The sequence below is a fragment of the Pseudomonas sp. NS1(2017) genome (assembly GCF_002269425.1).
GTDB classification, from domain to species: Bacteria; Pseudomonadota; Gammaproteobacteria; order Pseudomonadales; family Pseudomonadaceae; genus Aquipseudomonas; species Aquipseudomonas reactans.
Genome location: NZ_CP022960.1, coordinates 4,273,981 through 4,292,022, shown reverse-complemented (window position 1 = coordinate 4,292,022; position 18,042 = coordinate 4,273,981). Strand labels below are relative to the sequence as shown.

The window sequence follows — 18,042 nt, the reverse complement described above, 5'->3', positions numbered from 1 at the left end:
GTGTTAGAACGCTTATTGAGCGGCCAGAATAAACCGCTCGATTGCTTCTGCCGCGCCGTCATCGACATTACTGCCGGTGACTACGTTGGCCTGGCGCTTGACGGTTTCCTCCGCCTGCCCCATGGCAATTGACAACCCGGCCACGTGAAACATGGCCGGATCATTGCCGCCATCACCGATAGCCGCCGTCTGCTCCACGGGGACACCCAGGTACGCCGCCAAGGTTTTCAAGGCTTCGCCCTTGTTGGCCAGCATCGCCGTCACGTCCAGATACACCGGCTGCGAACGGGATACTTGAGCCAGCCCCTGAACCTTGGGCTGTAACTGCGCCTCCAGCTCCACCAGTAATTGCGTGTTGTTGCTGGCAGCGACGATCTTGTCCACACGATCCAGGTAGGGCTCGAAACTCTCCACCACAATCGGCCCGTAGCCCAGGCCATCGGCCTCGCGCTGCACCATCGGCCCTGGCGGGTCGCGGCGCAGCCAGTCACCGTCGGCAAACACCCAGACTTCCACATCCGGCTCTGCCGAGAACAGCGCCAGGGTGACCAGCGCCGCTTCGGCCGGCAGATGGTGAGCAACCAGAATGCTGCCGTCCGGGTTGATCAGCGTGCCGCCATTAAAGCCAGCCACCGGCACATCGATACCGAAGGTTTCGATCAGGTGCAGCATGGCCTTGGGCGGACGCCCGCTGGCCAGGCTGAAAAACACGCCGCTGTCACGCAAGGCCCGCACCGCGTCGGCAGTGCGTTGGCTGAGGCTGTGATCGGGATGCAGCAAGGTGCCGTCCACGTCACTGAGGATAAAACGGATGGGATGGATCGCGGCATCACTCATCCGAGGCTATGCCAGGTGCGGCCGTCACGGGCCAGCAAGGCGTCGGCCGCAGCCGGGCCATCTTCACCGGCCTTGTAGGCCTGGATCCCGTCGTCTTCCTTCCAGGCATCAAGGAAGGGCTGCACCGCACGCCAGCCGTTCTCGATGTTGTCTGCGCGCTGGAACAAGGTCTGGTCGCCGGTCATACAGTCGTAGATCAGGGTTTCGTACCCGGTCGACGGCTGCATTTCGAAGAAGTCCTTGTAGGCAAAACCCAGCTGGATATTGGCCATGTCCAGGGTCGGCCCAGGTTTTTTCGCCAGCAGGTCAAACCACATGCCTTCATTGGGCTGGATCTGGATTTTCAGGTAGGTGGGCTTGAGTTCATCCACCTCGGTATCACGGAATTGCGCGTAGGGTGCAGGCTTGAAGCAGATAACGATTTCGGTGTCGCGCACGCTCATGCGCTTGCCGGTACGCAGGTAGAAAGGCACGCCGACCCAACGCCAGTTATCAATCATCACTTTGAGGGCGACGAAGGTTTCGGTGCTGCTGTCCGGGGCGACATTGGCCTCTTCGCGATAACCCGGCAGTGCCTTGCCGCCGATTTCACCGGCGGTGTACTGGCCACGCACTGAGTTGGCCCGCGCATCTTCGAGGGACCAAGGGCGTACCGCACCGATCACCTTGGCCTTTTCACCGCGTACGGCATCGGCGCCAAAGGCAGCAGGCGGTTCCATCGCGACCATCGCCAGCAACTGGAACAGGTGGTTGGGCACCATGTCGCGCAGGGTGCCGGTCTTCTCGAAGAAGTTGCCACGGGTTTCAACGCCAACGGTTTCGGCCGCAGTGATCTGCACGTGATCAATGTAATGGTTGTTCCAGAACGCTTCGAACAGCACGTTGGAGAAACGGCTGATCAGGATGTTCTGCACCGTTTCCTTGCCCAGGTAATGGTCGATGCGATAGATCTGCTTCTCGCTCATCACCTTGAGCAGGCTGGCGTTCAGCGCTTCGGCGGTGGCCAGGTCGGAGCCGAAGGGCTTCTCGATGACCACACGACGGAAGCTGTCGTCAGTTTCCGTCAGCAGCCCGGCGTTGCCAAGGCGCTGCACCACGTCACTGAAGAAACGCGGTGCCGTGGCCAGGTAAAACACGGCGTTGCCGGTGCCGCTGTCGGCGATCTTCTTGCCGATGTCCGCATAGGTGCTGTCGTCGAGGAAGTCACCCTCGACGTAGCTGATGCCTTTGGCCAACTGGGCCCACAACTGCGGGTCCAGGGCGTTTTCGCCATTGCCCTTGACCTTGCTCGCCGCTTCGGTGCGGATGAAGTCTTCGAGTTTCTTGGCGAAGTCGGCATCACTGATGGCGTTGTGATCAACGCCGACAATGCGCAGGCCGTCGCCCAACAGGCCATCCCGGCTGAGGTTGTACAGCGCCGGCATGAGCAGGCGCTTGACAAGATCACCATGGGCACCAAACAGAAACAGCGTGGTGGGCGGAGCAGGTTCGGCCTTGGGTTTCTTGCCGTTGGCGGTCATTTTTTGGAAGTCTCCACGTGGCCGCCAAAGCCGAAGCGCATGGCAGACAGCATTTTGTCACCGTAGGTGCTTTGCTGGCGCGAGCGGAAGCGTGCGAACAGCGAGGTGGACAGTACCGGTACGGGCACGGCTTGTTCCATGGCGGCTTCGATGGTCCAGCGGCCTTCACCACTGTCGGCCACGGAGCCGGAGTAACCGTCGAGTTTCGGGTCGGTGGCCAGCGCATCGGCGGTCAGGTCCAGCAGCCAGGACGAGACCACGCTGCCACGGCGCCAGACTTCAGCGATATCGGCCACATTCAGGTCGAAGCGCTGGTCTTCCGGTAGGTTTTCCGAATTTTTGGTCTTGAGAATGTCAAACCCTTCGGCAAACGCCTGCATCATCCCGTATTCGATGCCGTTGTGGATCATCTTGACGAAGTGCCCGGAACCCGCAGGGCCGGCGTGAATGTAGCCCTGTTCGGCGCGCGGGTCAGCGCTGTCTGAACGATCCTTGGTACGCGGGATATTACCCAGGCCCGGGGCCAGACTCTTGAAGATCGGGTCGAGGCGCTGCACGGTCTCGGCGTCGCCACCGATCATCATGCAGTAACCACGTTCCAGGCCCCAGACACCGCCGGAGGTGCCGACGTCAACATAGTGCAGGCCTTTTTCCGCCAGGGCCTTGGCCCGGCGAACGTCGTCCTTGTAGTTGGTGTTGCCGCCGTCGATGATTGCGTCACCGTCTTCCAGCAGCGTACTCAGTTCGTTGATGGTGTCTTCGGTCGGTGCGCCGGCTGGCAACATCACCCAAACGGTGCGCGGTTTCTGCAGCCCGGCCACCAATGCCTTGAGGTCAGCAACGCCCGTGGCGCCCTCTTCACTCAAGCCTTTTACAAAAGCTTCGTTACGGTCGTAAACAACGGTGGTATGCCCATTGAGCATCAGGCGCCGTGCAATATTCCCGCCCATGCGGCCTAGTCCGATAATCCCCAGTTGCATGTGCTGATGCTCCTAACTACTAAAAAAATGTGTGCATAGTTTATAGCGCAATGAGGCCAATGAGGGTTAGTCAGGTGGATATCGATGTAGTTTCATGGAAAAAAGCTGCCACCATTTCACCATCACGGCACAAAAAGTCACACGACCATCAAAAATAAAAAAGTTCCATTGCCCGCAAAAAGAATTCAGAATTGTCCTGACTGCTGCCGAGAACCTCGACTCAAGCGTTCTGGCACACCGCGACACACCGGCTATTTGCGAGGTAAGCAATGAGCACTGCACAGATGACCCGTCCTCCACAGACTCTCTACGTCACCATTCGACGCGATGAGCTGCGCCAGTTGAAAGACGAACGCGAACAGCTGCAGCAGGAAGTCTTGCGCTTGCGCTCGCACATCATCCAAGCCCAGTTGGACCAGCCTTCCGGCGCCCAGCCAGCGCTCTGCTAAGCCCTGTCATCGCTTTGTAAGATAACGTCTACACAAATCTCACAAAGTTTTCACATGCCCCTCCCGATACTCCCGCCCGAAGGGCCACCCCATGCAAGGGTGGCCTCTGTTGCGCGCAGCCCTGCGTGTCGACTGAAAAATTACCGGGTTGGAGCGCTGGATGGCGATGTTCGAACGCAGCACCAAGTCTGCGAAAGGCTTTGATTGGGCCGGTCTTGGCTGGCTGTTCCTGTTTTTCTGGTATTTCTCGGGCATTACCCAACTGCTGATTCAACTCAGCGGCACTGCCGGCTTCAGTGGTTTTCGCCAAGCGTTCTTCATGAGTGCGATCTGGCTGGCGCCGCTGCTGATATTCCCTCGTCGTACGCGTTTGCTTGCCGCCTTGATCGGCGTCGTGCTGTGGGCCTGTTCCATGGCCAGCCTGGGATATTTCTTCATCTACCAGCAGGAGTTTTCCCAGAGCGTCATCTTCATCATGTTCGAGTCGAACATCTCTGAAGCCGGCGAATACGCGACCCAATACTTCGCCTGGTGGATCGTGCTGGCGTTCATGGCCCACACCGCCGTGGCTATTTTCCTCTGGACTCGCGTACGCCCGGTGTACCTGCCGCGTGGCCAGGCACTGATCGCGGCGACCGCAATCCTGGTGGGCATCATTGGTTACCCACTGGTCAAACAGATCGCCCGCAGCGACACCCTCGACGATGCCATCGACCGCTTTGAATCGCGCATCGAACCCGCCGTACCGTGGCAGATGATCGTCGCCTACCGCCGCTACACCGAGCAGTTGGACAACATGCAAGGCATGCTCGACAGCGCCAGCCAGATTCCGCCCTTGACGAACCTGAAGGACACCATGGCCGGCCAGCCCTCCACCCTGGTGCTGGTCATCGGCGAGTCGACCAACCGCCAGCGCATGAGCCTCTACGGCTACCCGCGCAACACCACGCCCGAGTTGGACAAGCTGCGCGATCAATTAGCCGTGTTCGACAACGTCATCACCCCACGCCCCTACACCATCGAAGCGCTGCAACAGGTACTGACCTTCGCCGACGAAGAAAACCCTGACCTGTACCTCAAGACGCCATCCATTGTCAGCGTGATGAAACAGGCAGGCTACAAGACCTACTGGATCACCAACCAGCAGACCATGACCAAACGCAACACCATGCTCACGACCTTCTCCGAACAGGCCGACGAACAGGTGTACCTGAACAACAACCGCAACCAGAACGCCCGCCAATACGACGGCGATGTGCTGGCACCGTTTTCCAAGGCGTTGGCTGATCCTGCGGAACGTAAATTCATCGTGGTCCACTTGCTGGGCACCCACATGAGCTACCAGTACCGCTACCCGCCGACCTTCGACAAATTCACTGACCGCCAGGGCGTACCGGCGGGCGTGACCGACGATCAACTGCCGACCTACAACAGCTACGACAACGCCGTGCTGTACAACGACTTCGTGGTGTCTAGCCTGATCAAGGACTACGCCAAGACCGATCCCAACGGCTTCCTGTTATACCTGTCAGACCATGGCGAAGACGTATTCGACTCAGCGGGCCACGCCACTCTGGGGCGCAACGAAGCCAAGCCGACCGCGCCGATGTACACCATTCCCTTCATGGCGTATGCCTCGCCAAAATGGCGGGAAACCCACGACTGGAGCTTCGCCGGTGATTTACAGCGGCCCTACAGCAGCTCGCAGTTGATTCACACCTGGGCGGACCTTGCCGGGCTGAGCTTCAAAGAGCTGGACCGCACGAAAAGCCTGGTGAGCGACAGCTTCACGGCCCGCCCACAAATGATCGGCAACCCCTACCTGCGTCAGCAGAAACCACTGATCGACTTCAGCCTGATCAAGCCGAAAAAGGTCAATCCAACCGACGTTGTGCTCCAGGAAAAACCAGCGCTGTAACAGAAAGATAATAATCATTCTCGTTTAAGCCTAAAGTTCCTCCCGTCCTTTCGTCTTTGAACCATGGCCTTTCCCGACCGGAAAGGCCGCAAAGACGACAAGGAGTCTTCCGCGATGTTCGCGCCTTTCACCCGTTCCATGACCCTCACCCTCGGCCTCTTCAGTGTGGCCACCAGCCCCACTCTGCTGGCTGAAACCGACCCCGAAAACAAAGCCCTGGAGCTGGGTGCCACCAGCATCACTGCCGAAGGCCTGGGCGCCACCACCGAACACACCGGGGCCTACACCACCGGCTCCATGAGTACCGCCACCCGCCTCAACCTGTCCGTCAAGGAAACCCCGCAATCGATCTCGGTGATCACGCGCCAGCAGATGGATGATTTCAATCTCAATACCTTGACCGAGGTGTTGCGCCAGACCACGGGGGTCAACGTCCAGCACAACGACTCCGACCGTGTTTCGTACTCTTCACGTGGCTATGGCATCAGCAACTTCCAGATTGACGGGATGCTCAACACGTTTGGCTACATGAAGTCCGATTCCGACACCATCATCTATGACCACATCGAAGTGGTGCGGGGCGCCACGGGCTTGACCACCGGCGCCGGCGACCCTTCCGCCACGGTCAATATGGTGCGCAAACGCCCGACGGCCCAATGGCAGGCGCAAACCGGGGTCAAGGCCGGCAGCTATGACAACTACTACAGCTACGTAGACGTGGGCGGTCCGTTGGCATTTGACGGCAAGCTGCGCGGGCGGACGGTACTGGCCTACCGGGACAGCCAATCCTTCCGCGACAATTACGGGCTGCAACGGGCGGTGGGATACGGCATCCTTGAAGGCGACCTATCAGACGATACGGTCTTAGCCGTAGGCTTTGATTACCAGAACAAGCAGGTCCAAGGCACTTCCTGGGGCACCGTGCCGTACTGGAACAGCCAGGGAGGCAAGGCGGGGCTGTCCCGCTCCACCAATATGGCGGCGCACTGGAGTTCCTGGCCGCTGACGGACAAGACCACCTTCGCCACCCTCGATCATCGGCTCGGCGGTGACTGGCATTTGAAAGCCGCCTATACCCATCGCCAAAGCGACACCGATGGCAAGGTGTACTACGGCGGCGCGGGCTTCCCCAATGACGACCGCAGCGGCATGACCGCCTGGGCCAGCCACATGCGCGGCACCTCGAGAATGGAAGCGGTCGACCTCAACCTCGCCGGCAGCTACGCCTTGTTGGGCCACGAACATGCACTGATGATGGGGTATGGCGAGGCGACACAACGCGACGTGTCCCCGGTGATGCGCAGCAACATTCCTGACGGCTACTACACGATCGAAGACTGGAAATACATGGGCGGGATCGGCAAGTTCGGCGACACGGTCACCGGCCTCAAGGGCGAGCACAGCAGCAAGCAACAGAAAGCTGGCTACCTGGCTACTCGCCTGAGTCTGACTGACCGCTTGCATGCGGTACTCGGAAGCCGCTATGGCAGCTGGGAGCTGGAAAGCGCGGCGCCCGAATACGATGGCAATGATCAGCTACTCAGGGCCAACAAGACCCGCCAGACCCACAACGATATGTGGACGCCCTATGCCGGCCTGCTTTACGACATCACGCCGGAGTACACCGTTTACGCGAGCTATACCGACATCTTCAAGCCGCAGAGCCTCAAGGACGTCAGCAACAAATACCTGGAACCGGTGGTGGGCAGCAACTATGAGGTCGGGCTCAAGGGGAGTCTGTTGAATGAGCGCCTGAACGTCGCGGCCGCGTATTTCTGGAGCAAACAGGACAACGTCGCCGAACGGGATTATTCGGTACCGCCAAACCCGACCACCGGCGAGGAATACTACAAATCCGGCGGCAAGGGGAATAAGGTCAATGGCTTTGAACTGGAGGTTGCCGGCGAAGTGATGCCGGACTGGAACCTGACGGCAGGCTACACCTATACCCACTCGGTGAATGGCACGGACAAGCGCAACAACACCGGGCAGCCTCTCAACCTGGTGAAGGTCTCCAGTGCCTACCGATTGCCGGGGGCATGGCGCAACCTGACGTTGGGCGGCGCGGTGAACTGGCAGAGCGATATCTACGAATTCAGCAACCGGCCTACAGGGCAACGCATCGGTAACAGGCTAGTGACCGAGCGCGCGAAAATCACGCAACAGGCCTACACCGTGGTCAACCTGATGTCGCGCTACCAGTTCGACGAACATGTTTCGGCATCACTTAACGTCAACAATCTATTTGATAAAAAATATTACGAGCGCGTCGGTTTCTATAATGGCGTGTATTGGGGCGACCCGCGCTCGATCACTCTGGCATTGGACTGGAAGCTGTAAGGCTTTTTAACCCGAAGTTAACGAAATTGTTAACTTCGGGGGTTTTTCGCGTTAATTCCTACTTAATAAACTCACGCCAAACTCGCCCCATGAATCTGATCAAGGACAGAGCGGATACCGATCACTCTTAATGGGAATACTGCCATGAAACTCTCCACCCTAGTGCTTGCCAGCCTGATGACCCTGACCTCCGCCGCAGCCTTTGCCGAAGGCGGTTCCGAGCGTTCGAAGGAGTTCTACAACAACTTCACGTTCATGCAGCAAAAGACTCACGGCACGGCTGAACAAACCGCGCAGGCTGATGGGAAGAACGTGAAGAAAGAGGCGGCCGGTCAATCCACCGCCGAGCAACAACCGAACACTTGATTCAACGGGTTTAACCGCACGGCCCTTTACCATCCTGCTCCTATGGCTAAGGTGAACTTGGCGCCATTTAATTAATGGCGCCCTTTTTTTGCCTGTTATTTATTAAAGCGGTTTGCTCCAGAACAACATGCGCCCGTGCGCTGGATCAAATATCGAATCATCAAAACCGAACTTGCGATAGGCCGACTGAGCCACCGCATTGCCTTCCAGCACCTCCAGGGTGATTTTGCAGCAGCCGCGCTGACGGGCGATTTCCTCGACCTTCTGCAGCATTTTCTGGCTGAGCCCCAGCCCCCGAAACGCATCCATCACCACCACGTCGTGGACGTTGACCAGCGGACGGCAGGCAAATGTGGAAAACCCTTCAAAACAATTCACCAGCCCGGCCGGCTCTCCGTTCACAAACGCCAGTACGCTGAACGCGTGCGCACGCTTGGCCAATTCTGCTGGCAACTGCGCCAGCAAATCCGGGTCCAGGCTGTGCCCGCCCCCCATAGGGTCTTCGGCGTAGTGGTTGAGTACCAAAGCGATGGCTTCGGCATGCACGGTATTGGTGTAGCTGGCTTGCAGCACCAGGATGTCAGGGGTGTCCATTTCCTTCCTCGATAACGGCAACAAGGGACTCGGTTCCCTTTGAGGGCATGATTGTAAGCGTGGGAGCACCGCCAACTGAAGGAGATTAACTACAAATAGGCGTTTGAAAACGCGTAGGTTGTGCCCCTAAAAAGGGCGAGGTTGCTCGTTTCAAGGGTTTGTTCACACACGCTTCAGGAAAAACGCTGCAATTGCATTTCTTGCAGGCGGCTCAAAGTGCGACGGAAGGGAAATTCCAGGTAACCCTCGGTATAGAGGCGCTCAAGCGGCACCTGAGCCTCGATGAACAACGGCACTTTACGGTCGTAGCACTCGTCCACCAAGGCGATAAACCGTCGCACGCTGTCATCATGCACCGACAATTCGGGCAACTCGCGATCACCCGCCTCCACCCGTTGCGCACCGTCTTCGGTGCCACGGGCAATCCGCCCTGGACGTTTTTGCGCACTGAGGTTGGGCACCTCGCCCAGCAGGATCGCCTTGAACCGATCGCAGAGCAGCATGAAGTCCATCGCTGCCAGGGGTTGCTCACACAGCTCAGCATAACGACACCACAGTACGGTATCACTGGATTGCACCGCGACGATGGACCGATGCCCCACTGCGACAGGCCCACTGCGCACTGGCTGGCCTTCGGCCAATTGCTTGAACACACCGGCCAACGCGGAGGGCTGATTGACCCAATAGCGTTGGATACCGATACCCGGATGCAAACGGTGGTCCTCTCCCCCATCCACCGCAATCACTTGCATATGCTCTTGTATCGCCGCAATCCCCGGTAGGAACCGCTCGCGATTGAAACCCTCGGCATACAGCTGGTCTGGCGGTTGGTTGGAGGTGCAGACCATCACCACGCCTTCCTCGAACATCACCTGAAACAAACGCCCCAGGATGATTGCATCACCAATGTCATTGACGAATAGCTCGTCAAAGCACAGCACCCGCACCTCACGGCTCAATTCCCGAGCAAGCGCCTGCAAAGGATCGTGCGTGCCGGTCAGTTGAAACAGACGCTGATGCACCCAGCCCATAAAGTGATGAAAATGCTGGCGGCGTGCGGGCACTTTCAAGCTTTGGTAGAACTGATCCATCAACCAGGTTTTGCCACGGCCCACCGGGCCCCACAGATAAACGCCCGTGGTGGGCGCACGACCTTGATGCAACGCTTCATGGCAGGCTTGCAACGCTTCCACCGCGCGGCGCTGGGCGTCGTCGGCCACGAAGCCTTGTTGAGCGATGGCGTGTTGGTAGGCAGCGAGGGGCGAGTCGAAAGTCATGCCCGCCAGTATGACCTACAGGGAAATATCCAGCCGTGAAATCTTGCCTTGTTCGTTCAAGCGAAAGGTGTAGCGCAGCTCCAAGGGGCTTCCGGGAAAATTGCCGGACACCACGTTGCTGACCAACACTTTGCCCGTGCGGTGTTGCACCTTGAGCACTTCGACCCTTGGCTGGTAACGGCGCGCGGTGTCTTCCATCCACCGCGCGATGGCAGCAGTGCCGACCTCATGCTGCCCCTCATCGAACACATTGGCGTCGTCGGCAAAACAGCGGGCAACAGCCGAGGTATCACGGGCATTGGCGGCTTCGAGATAGGCCACGATGGCCGGTGCCAACTCAGGAATAGACATGGCACAGCTCCTTTCTTGGTGATTTGTGACGCCATGCTAAGCCAGGGTTGTGTCAGTTTTTGTCAGGAGTGAATGGCCCGGATTCATTCTGCTCCATCAGCTTGCGCCAGCCGCGCAGCCAATCACTGCGCCGCCCCGGATAACGCTCGCCATGGGCCTCGGCACTCGCCACGCGGTCGGTACGAAAGGTGCGATACGCGCCACGCAGCTCACACCAGGCGACGATCACCCGCACTTCATTCAGGAATCCCAGGGCCAGGGGCCAGATCAGGCGCTGGCTCTGGGTCTGGCTGGCGTCCGCGTAATCGATATGCAGCTTGGCCTGGTTGCGGATGGCCTCGCGAAACACATTCAGCGGCACACGGTTCTCCGGGTAACCAAACCCAGGCGGACCGGGCAAAACCGTCGGGTTGCGCAACGCTTCCTGGGCGGCGGGGTCGAGCACGTCGGCGATTTTTGCCAAGGCGTTGGCGGCGGCGCGGCTGAGCACGTCATCACCGCGCTGATCCACATAACGCAAGCCAAGCACGATGGCCTCGGTTTCCTCGGCGTTCAGCATCAAGGGCGGCAAAAACAACCCGCTGCGCAACACATACCCAACCCCGGCCTCGCCGAAAATCGGCGCACCCAGCGCTGTTAATTCCGCAATATCACGGTAAAGCGTGCGCTCGGACACCTCCAACTGCGCCGCCAGTACGGCAGCCGTCACCGGACGTTTCTTGCCCCGCAGGGCCTGGAGCAAAGTCAGTAGACGAGTGGTTCGCGACACGGGGATCCCCGCAAAAAGGAAAAGTCCCGCAGCTTAGCAGAGCCCCCTGTCAGAAAACGTCAGCAGTAAAAAAGCCTCTTGACCGAATAAATTATAGCGATCATATTAAATACATGTTGCTAAACATGTAAGAAAAATCACTGCCTCAGGAGTCCTTGTATGCGCAATAAAGTCTTTGGCCGCCGCAGCGGTCTGCAGGTATCTGAACTGGCCTTGGGCACCGGTAATTTCGGTACGGGCTGGGGCCATGGCGCCGAACGCGATGAAGCCAAGCAGATTTTCGACGGTTTCCTTGAAGCCGGCGGCAACTTCCTCGATACCGCCAACGGCTACCAGTTCGGCCAGGCCGAAAAATTGCTGGGCGAATTTATCGCCGCCGAACGCGACAACCTGGTGGTGGCCACCAAATACACCTTGCGCACCCAGCCGTCGGATGAAGGCACAATCAGGCTCGGCAACAACCGCAAGAATCTGGTCCGCTCAGTGGAAGAAAGCCTCAAGCGCCTGAACACCGACCGCATCGACCTGCTCTGGGCGCACATGAGCGACAACGTCACGCCCATGGAAGAGATCCTGCGCGGCCTCGATGACCTGGTTCGCGCCGGCAAGATCCATTATGCCGGCCTTTCCAACTTCCCCGCCTGGCGCATTGCCCGCGCCGACCTGCTGGCCGAAGTGCGCAACTTTGCGCCGATCATCGGCATCCAGGTGGAATACAGCCTGGTCGAGCGCACCGCCGACCGCGAACTGCTGCCGATGGCCGAAGCCCTGGGCCTGGCTGCCACACTGTGGTCGCCCCTCGGCGGTGGCTTCCTGACCGGCAAGTACCGCAACACCCAGGACGACAACCGCGCCAACAAGCTCGGGATCCTGGTGCACGCCGAGCACAGCGCCCGCGAAACCGCCGTGCTGGACACCCTGCTGGCGGTCGCCGCCGAAGTGGAAGCCTCCCCAACCCACGTTGCCATCGCCTGGCTACGGGAAAAGGCGCGCCGCTCCACCACCGCACTGATCCCGATCCTGGGTTCACGCACACGCGCCCAACTGGACAGCACCTTGGGCGCATTGAATGTGCAGTTGTCAGCCGAGCAAGTCACCCGCCTCGACAACGCCAGCGCTATACCACTGGGTGTTCCGCACGGCATCATTGCCGAGCGCTTCCCTGTCGAAAACGACCCGGACCCACGGCGATCGCCGGTAATCTGAATAACTCGGCTGCCCCGCAAGGGCAGCCCAGTTCATCAGGCGACAATATCGCTGAGCCCCACTTGACCGTTGACGCGCACTTTAAAATCTGGGCGTGCGTCGCCAGTAGTATCAATTTGCAGCATACTCACATCTTTCTTTGCGTTGTAAGTCAGTACGGCCTCACCTGGCCACCCCGAGAATGCCAAGACGAATCTCAATTCAGGTTGACCGCTGGCAAGCCGAATGCTGGAAACGTCAATCTTGTCCTCGCCGCTGCGAAAATCCATGATGTGATCTGGCGCATCGGACGTTGAATGGCTTGCGTCAGAAAACAAAAATATGTCTTTGCCCGTCCCGCCCCAAAGCGTGTCCTGCCCAATCCCGCCATCGATCACATCATCACCGGCGCCACCCCATAGCGTGTTGGAAGCCTCGTTACCGAGAACCCAATCATTACCCACACCGCCGATGGCATCCTCGATGACCACACCCGGCGCAATGGATAAGTTGCCCTTCATGCCACCGACGTCCGAATAGGAACCCGCATTCAGGTTGATTTTCTGATCATCGCGATAGACGCTCAGGTTCAACGTGTCATGCCCACCGCCGTCCCAGATCGAAGCCACCAGAGGATCTTCGGCTGATTTGACCGTGTAATAATCACGGCAGGTGTTGGAACCAAAGCCGTAGACAGTGTCGCCTTTGCGGGTTCGCCTATTCGGCCCGTAGAGCTGCTGGGCTGCGACGATATCGTCCATTTGGGGGGCCGAGGCATAGTACTGTTTTCCGTTTTTTCTGAAGTCCTGCCCCGTGTGAGTCTCATCCCAATAACTCATGACCGAGTGTCCCTGAGAGTCCTGGGCATACTCGGCATCCTCCGTATACCCGGCTGTGGGTCCACCATAGTCTCCAGGATGGTATAAGCCGATTTGATGCCCAACCTCGTGGGTGAATGTATTGCGTCCCTGACTGTTCACCGTAGGTGCCAGGTGACCGTCATAACCGCCCGTTCGATACCAGGCTTGCTGTTCATGCCCCTGTGGATCGTAAAGGGTGACCGCCTTTCCATTCGGGGCTTCAAGCCCTTCGATTTGTTGAAAGTTACCAAACCGCAGATGCCCGTCACCCACCCCGTCATTTTCCTTCTCGGTGAAGTTGACATTGGAGACGTCTGACCAGGACCGTAGAGACCGACGCATCTGAGCCTTCTGCTCTTGATTGAACTCACTAAAACCGATGAGCTGCGCAGAAGAGAAGGTCGCGCCAGGGAATTTGGCGAACGAATAGCTAAGGGTTGCCTTGCCGTCGCCGTCGCGATCTGGCCAACGCTCAACCCCCTTGACATTTATTTTCTCGGCCGCCTGGTCGTGGGTCAACGATGGTTTGCCATTGAGGTCTTGACCCGGCACGCGATCATCACGACGGGCGAATGCCTGCATCTGTTCGAATGCGGTGCTGGGTGGAATGGGCGTAGGAGCCGCCTTGGTAATAACCATATCAATATCCTTTTTACAATCATTGAAGTGATAAAAAAAGATGACATTGGTCTACGAGCTGGCCTAGGGGAGTTGTCCTTGACGTCAGTTGATCGAGTCCAAACAGACAGAAGAAAGTTGCCGGTGTCGATGTAGGAACTGGATAAAAAAAGGCCTGTCACCCGCTGGACAGACCTCTGAATCAACGCTTATGCCAGGCTCTTGCTGACCACCTCAAACACATCGCTCGACAGCTCACCCGAAGCCCGAATGCGCTCCAGTTCCGCCTTCATCAGTGCCTGGCGCGCGCTGTCGTATTTACGCCAGCGGGTCAACGGCGCCAACTGGCGCGAAGCGATCTGCGGGTTGAAGCCATTCAACTCGATCACCAGGTCTGCCAGGAAGCGATAGCCCGAACCGTCCGCCGCGTGGAAGTTGATCAAGTTCTGCCCGGCAAACGCGCCAATCAATGCACGCACCTTGTTCGGGTTTTTCAGCGTGAACGCCGGATGTTCCATCAATGCCTTCACCCGCTCCAGCCCGCCCGGCAAGGTACTGCCGGCCTGTACGCTGAACCACTGGTCCATGACCAGCGGGTTGTCCTTGAAGTTCTCGGCAAACACCGCCAGCGCCTTGGCCTTCTCCGCTTCGAACGGCGAATTCACCAGCACCGCCAGCGCGGTCAGGCGCTCGGTCATGTTGTCGGCGGTTTCGAACTGCTCGAGGGTTGCCGCCAACACTTCCGGCTTGCCACTGAGCATCAGGTACGACAGCGCAATGTTCTGCAACGCGCGACGGGCAAAGTGCTCGGCCGCCGCCACATAAGGCGTCTGCTTGGACAGCTCGCGATTGGCCTGGTAGCGCAACCACAGTGCTTCGTGCAGATTCTCCGACAGTTGTTTGCGAGCAAACTCACGGGCAGCGTGGATGGCATCCACATCCGCAACCTCGCTGATTTCCGTAAGATAGGCTTCACCCGGCAACGACAGCATCTCTGCAACCATGGCCTGATCCAGGCTTTCGTCGCTCAACACGCTGCGCAGCGCGGTGATCAAACGTTGATCCATGTGCAAGGCCTGGCCCTGCTGATGCTGGGCGATGAGTTCCTGCAACACCTGCACCGACAACTGCTGGCCGGCATCCCAGCGGTTGAAGCCGTCGCTGTCGTGCTGCATCAGGAACATCAGTTGATCGCGGTTGTACGGGAAGCTCAGCTTCACCGGCGCCGAAAAACCGCGCAGCAGCGAAGGCAACGGTTGCTCAGGGATATCAACGAACGTGAAGGTCTGCTCGGCTTCAGTCACCGAGATCACGCGGGACGTGGCACCAGCCGCCGCTTCCCCGGCCAGGCGCAAGGCGATACCCGCGCCCTTCCCGTCCAGCAAGCCCAGTTCTACCGGGATCACGAACGGCAGTTTTTCCACCTTGTCCGGGGTTTCCGGGCAGCTCTGGCGGAAGGTCAGGCTGTAGGTTTTAGCCGTGGCGTCGTAAGACTCGCTCACCGCCAGACGTGGCGTACCGGCCTGACTGTACCAGCGCTTGAACTGCGTCAGGTCGGCGCCATTGGCGTCTTCCATGGCCTTGACGAAATCGTCGCAGGTTACGGCCTGGCCGTCATGGCGTTCGAAGTACAGGTCACTGCCTTTGCGGAAGCCTTCGGCGCCGAGCAAGGTGTGGATCATGCCCACAACTTCCGAACCCTTTTCGTACACGGTCAGGGTGTAGAAGTTGGAAATCTCGATAAAGCTGTCCGGACGCACCGCGTGGGCCATCGGGCCGGCATCTTCGGCAAACTGGTGGGTACGCAGGTACGCCACGTCCTGGATGCGTTTGACGGTGGCCGAGTTCATGTCGGCAGAGAACTGCGAGTCACGGTAGACGGTGAAGCCTTCCTTGAGCGACAACTGGAACCAGTCGCGACAGGTCACGCGGTTGCCCGACCAGTTGTGGAAGTATTCGTGGGCGACGATCGCCTCGACCCGCTGGTGCGCGGCGTCGGTAGCGGTTTCGGCACGGGCCAGCACGGCACTGGAGTTGAAGATGTTCAGGCCCTTGTTTTCCATCGCGCCCATGTTGAAGTCGTTTACCGCCACGATCATGAAGATGTCGAGGTCGTACTCGCGACCGTAGGTTTCTTCGTCCCAGCGCATGGATTTTTTCAGGCTGGTCATGGCGTGCTGGCACTTGTCGATGTTTTCCGGCTCGACGTAGATGCGCAGCGCGACCTCGCGGTTGGTCATGGTGGTGAAGGTGTCTTCGACACACCACAAATCACCCGCCACCAGCGCAAACAGGTACGCCGGCTTCTTGAACGGGTCTTCCCAGGTCGCCCAGTGGCGACCGTCTTCACCGGGGCCGCTGGCAATCGGGTTGCCGTTGGACAGCAGGATCGGGTAGCGATGCTGCTCGGCGATCACCGTGGTGGTGAAGGTGCTCATCACGTCCGGGCGGTCGAGGTAATAGGTGATCTTGCGGAAACCTTCAGCTTCGCACTGGGTGCAGAACATGCTGCCGGACTTGTACAGGCCTTCCAGGGCGGTGTTGGTTTCCGGGTGGATTTTTACCGTGGTGTCCAGGGTAAAGGTCGCGCTCTTTGGCTGTACCGTCAGGTGGCTGTCGGTGAGTTGGTAGTCATCTGCCGTCAACTCCTGATCGGCAAGGTTCACGCTCAGCAGCTCCAGTTGCTGGCCGTCCAGCACCAATGGTGGCAAGCCGGCGCCGCGCTCAGGGTTGCGGCGCATCACCAGTTGCGCGTGGACCAGGCTGTGGTCCTCGAACAACTCGAAGGTCAGGTGCGTCTCTTCGATCAGGTAGTCCGGCGCCTGATAGTCTTTCAGGTAGATCATCTTCGGTTGTTCGGTGCGCATGGGTGGCATCCTTCTACTGATGCACGGCGAGCTGGTAGGCCGTGTACTTACGAATGTTGATAACGCCGGTGTCGAAGATCAGGTATTGGCCCTTGATCCCCAGCAGCGTGCCTTCGGCAATCGGGTTCTTGTCCAGGTTGAAGCTGACGATCTTGGCCGGATACTGCTCGACCGGGTAGCGGATTTCGATCGGTTCAATGTCGGTTACCGGTTGGATGGCCTGCAGGCCAAAGCGTTCCTGCAAACCGAGCAAGCCTTCGGCGCAGGAGGCGAACAGCTCATCGCGCACCTGCTTGAGGTCGACGGCTTGGGCGTCGCCTTTGAGCAGCGCGCGCCAGTTGGTCTTGTCGGCGACCTGACTGCGGAACAGGTCTTCGACGAAACCGGACTGCTGGCGGGTCGCCACGCGCATGATCGGCAGCGCCTGGCTCGCGCCCTGGTCCAGCCAGCGCGTCGGCAACTGGGTGGCGCGGGTGATGCCGACCTTGATCCCCGACGAATTCGCCAGGTACACCACGTGGTCGGTCATGCAGAATTTTTCACCCCAGCCCGGATCGCGGCAGGTGCCGGCGTCGTAATGGCAACGCTCGGGGTTCATGATGCACAGGTCACACTGGGCCAGCTTGGTCATGCACGGGTAGCAGTAACCCTGGCTGAAGCTGGTCTTGGTCTTGCGGCCGCAATGGCTGCAATGGATGGCACCGAGGTATTCCAGGCGTACGTGTGTACCAATCAGCGGGTTGACCGGCACCTCGACATCGCCCAGTCGAAACGCGTATTGAACGGTCGGCTCACCGAGTTGCGCCGACATCTTGCTGACTGCACCGCGACCAATTTCAATCAATGGATCGCATCCGACTTGAACAGAATATTCGGTACTGGCGCGGACTTGGAGGCGCACTCCTGCGGGCCCATGTAACCGGTGCGCTGGTCTTCCGGCAGGTTCTGGATTTCCCAGGCGATCACCGCTTGCAGGGACAGCTCGCGCTGTTCGGCAGTGAGCTTGCGGCCATCGGACCACTTGCCGATTTCCACGGCAAGCTTGAGGCTCTCGTAGATGTCCGGGGTGATGTTTTCGATCATTTCAGCAAAAGAGGACATAAGGCTCTTC

General features: G+C 58.9%; 16 protein-coding genes. 5 read left to right on the top strand and 11 right to left on the bottom strand.

All coding sequences use genetic code 11. The annotated features are described in order from the left end of the window. Nucleotides 1-12 precede the first annotated feature (12 nt). From CI807_RS20230 to gnd, 3 genes are read right to left on the bottom strand one after another with little or no spacing between them, the layout of a single operon-like run. Nucleotides 13-837, bottom strand: coding sequence for a Cof-type HAD-IIB family hydrolase (locus CI807_RS20230; protein ID WP_016979414.1), 825 nt, complete (start codon nt 835-837; stop codon nt 13-15). Further along, on the bottom strand, nt 834-2,357 hold the full coding sequence (gene zwf, locus CI807_RS20225) for a glucose-6-phosphate dehydrogenase (protein ID WP_095015918.1): 1,524 nt from the start codon (nt 2,355-2,357) through the stop codon (nt 834-836). The genes CI807_RS20230 and zwf overlap by 4 nt, the downstream gene beginning before the upstream one ends. Next, entirely contained in the window at nt 2,354-3,337 is a 984-nt protein-coding gene (gene gnd / locus CI807_RS20220; RefSeq protein WP_021491799.1) for a phosphogluconate dehydrogenase (NAD(+)-dependent, decarboxylating), read from the bottom strand. Before gnd ends, zwf begins: the two co-directional genes overlap by 4 nt. A 269-nt stretch (nt 3,338-3,606) precedes the next feature. Here gnd and CI807_RS31335 point away from each other — a divergent pair, with 269 nt between their 5' ends. From CI807_RS31335 to CI807_RS20205, 4 genes are all read left to right on the top strand, one after another. Beyond that, nucleotides 3,607-3,786: a DUF6026 family protein gene (locus CI807_RS31335; protein ID WP_157742049.1), complete on the top strand. Its 180-nt coding sequence runs from the start codon at nt 3,607-3,609 to the stop codon at nt 3,784-3,786. A gap of 160 nt (nt 3,787-3,946) precedes the next feature. Beyond that, the gene (locus CI807_RS20215) at nt 3,947-5,704 is read left to right on the top strand and encodes a phosphoethanolamine transferase CptA (RefSeq protein WP_095015917.1); all 1,758 of its coding nucleotides are present in this window, start codon (nt 3,947-3,949) and stop codon (nt 5,702-5,704) included. Between the two features lie 114 nt (nt 5,705-5,818). Further along, on the top strand, nt 5,819-8,044 hold the full coding sequence (locus CI807_RS20210) for a TonB-dependent siderophore receptor (protein ID WP_095015916.1): 2,226 nt from the start codon (nt 5,819-5,821) through the stop codon (nt 8,042-8,044). 144 nt (nt 8,045-8,188) lie between these two features. Next, the gene (locus CI807_RS20205) at nt 8,189-8,410 is read left to right on the top strand and encodes a hypothetical protein (RefSeq protein WP_095015915.1); all 222 of its coding nucleotides are present in this window, start codon (nt 8,189-8,191) and stop codon (nt 8,408-8,410) included. A gap of 102 nt (nt 8,411-8,512) precedes the next feature. Here the strand turns inward: CI807_RS20205 and CI807_RS20200 are convergent, their stop codons facing one another. From CI807_RS20200 to CI807_RS20185, 4 genes are all read right to left on the bottom strand, one after another. Beyond that, nucleotides 8,513-9,004 carry a GNAT family N-acetyltransferase gene (locus CI807_RS20200; protein WP_095015914.1) on the bottom strand — a complete coding sequence of 164 codons (492 nt, stop codon included), beginning with the start codon at nt 9,002-9,004 and terminating at the stop codon, nt 8,513-8,515. A 173-nt stretch (nt 9,005-9,177) separates the two neighbouring features. Further along, the gene (zapE, locus tag CI807_RS20195; RefSeq protein ID WP_095015913.1) at nt 9,178-10,281 is read right to left on the bottom strand and encodes a cell division protein ZapE; all 1,104 of its coding nucleotides are present in this window, start codon (nt 10,279-10,281) and stop codon (nt 9,178-9,180) included. 15 nt (nt 10,282-10,296) lie between these two features. After that, on the bottom strand, nt 10,297-10,632 hold the full coding sequence (locus tag CI807_RS20190) for a nuclear transport factor 2 family protein (protein ID WP_095015912.1): 336 nt from the start codon (nt 10,630-10,632) through the stop codon (nt 10,297-10,299). 52 nt (nt 10,633-10,684) lie between these two features. After that, nucleotides 10,685-11,401 (bottom strand): YafY family protein, encoded by a 717-nt coding sequence (locus tag CI807_RS20185; protein WP_016979424.1) that lies wholly within the window; start codon nt 11,399-11,401, stop codon nt 10,685-10,687. Nucleotides 11,402-11,560: 159 nt separating this feature from the next. Between CI807_RS20185 and CI807_RS20180 the strand changes: the two genes are divergently transcribed. Beyond that, nucleotides 11,561-12,607 (top strand): aldo/keto reductase, encoded by a 1,047-nt coding sequence (locus CI807_RS20180; protein ID WP_095015911.1) that lies wholly within the window; start codon nt 11,561-11,563, stop codon nt 12,605-12,607. Between the two features lie 35 nt (nt 12,608-12,642). Here the strand turns inward: CI807_RS20180 and CI807_RS20175 are convergent, their stop codons facing one another. From CI807_RS20175 to CI807_RS20160, 4 genes are all read right to left on the bottom strand, one after another. Beyond that, the gene (locus CI807_RS20175) at nt 12,643-14,085 is read right to left on the bottom strand and encodes a serralysin family metalloprotease (RefSeq protein ID WP_095015910.1); all 1,443 of its coding nucleotides are present in this window, start codon (nt 14,083-14,085) and stop codon (nt 12,643-12,645) included. 188 nt (nt 14,086-14,273) lie between these two features. After that, nucleotides 14,274-16,931: an aminopeptidase N gene (gene pepN / locus CI807_RS20170; RefSeq protein ID WP_095015909.1), complete on the bottom strand. Its 2,658-nt coding sequence runs from the start codon at nt 16,929-16,931 to the stop codon at nt 14,274-14,276. A gap of 13 nt (nt 16,932-16,944) precedes the next feature. Then, nucleotides 16,945-17,775, bottom strand: a complete 831-nt coding sequence (locus CI807_RS20165; protein ID WP_095015908.1) for a DUF2797 domain-containing protein — start codon at nt 17,773-17,775, stop codon at nt 16,945-16,947. Continuing rightward, complete coding sequence (locus tag CI807_RS20160) at nt 17,772-18,032, bottom strand: YeaC family protein (RefSeq protein ID WP_016972751.1); 261 nt, start codon at nt 18,030-18,032, stop codon at nt 17,772-17,774. The genes CI807_RS20165 and CI807_RS20160 overlap by 4 nt, the downstream gene beginning before the upstream one ends. Nucleotides 18,033-18,042 lie beyond the last annotated feature (10 nt).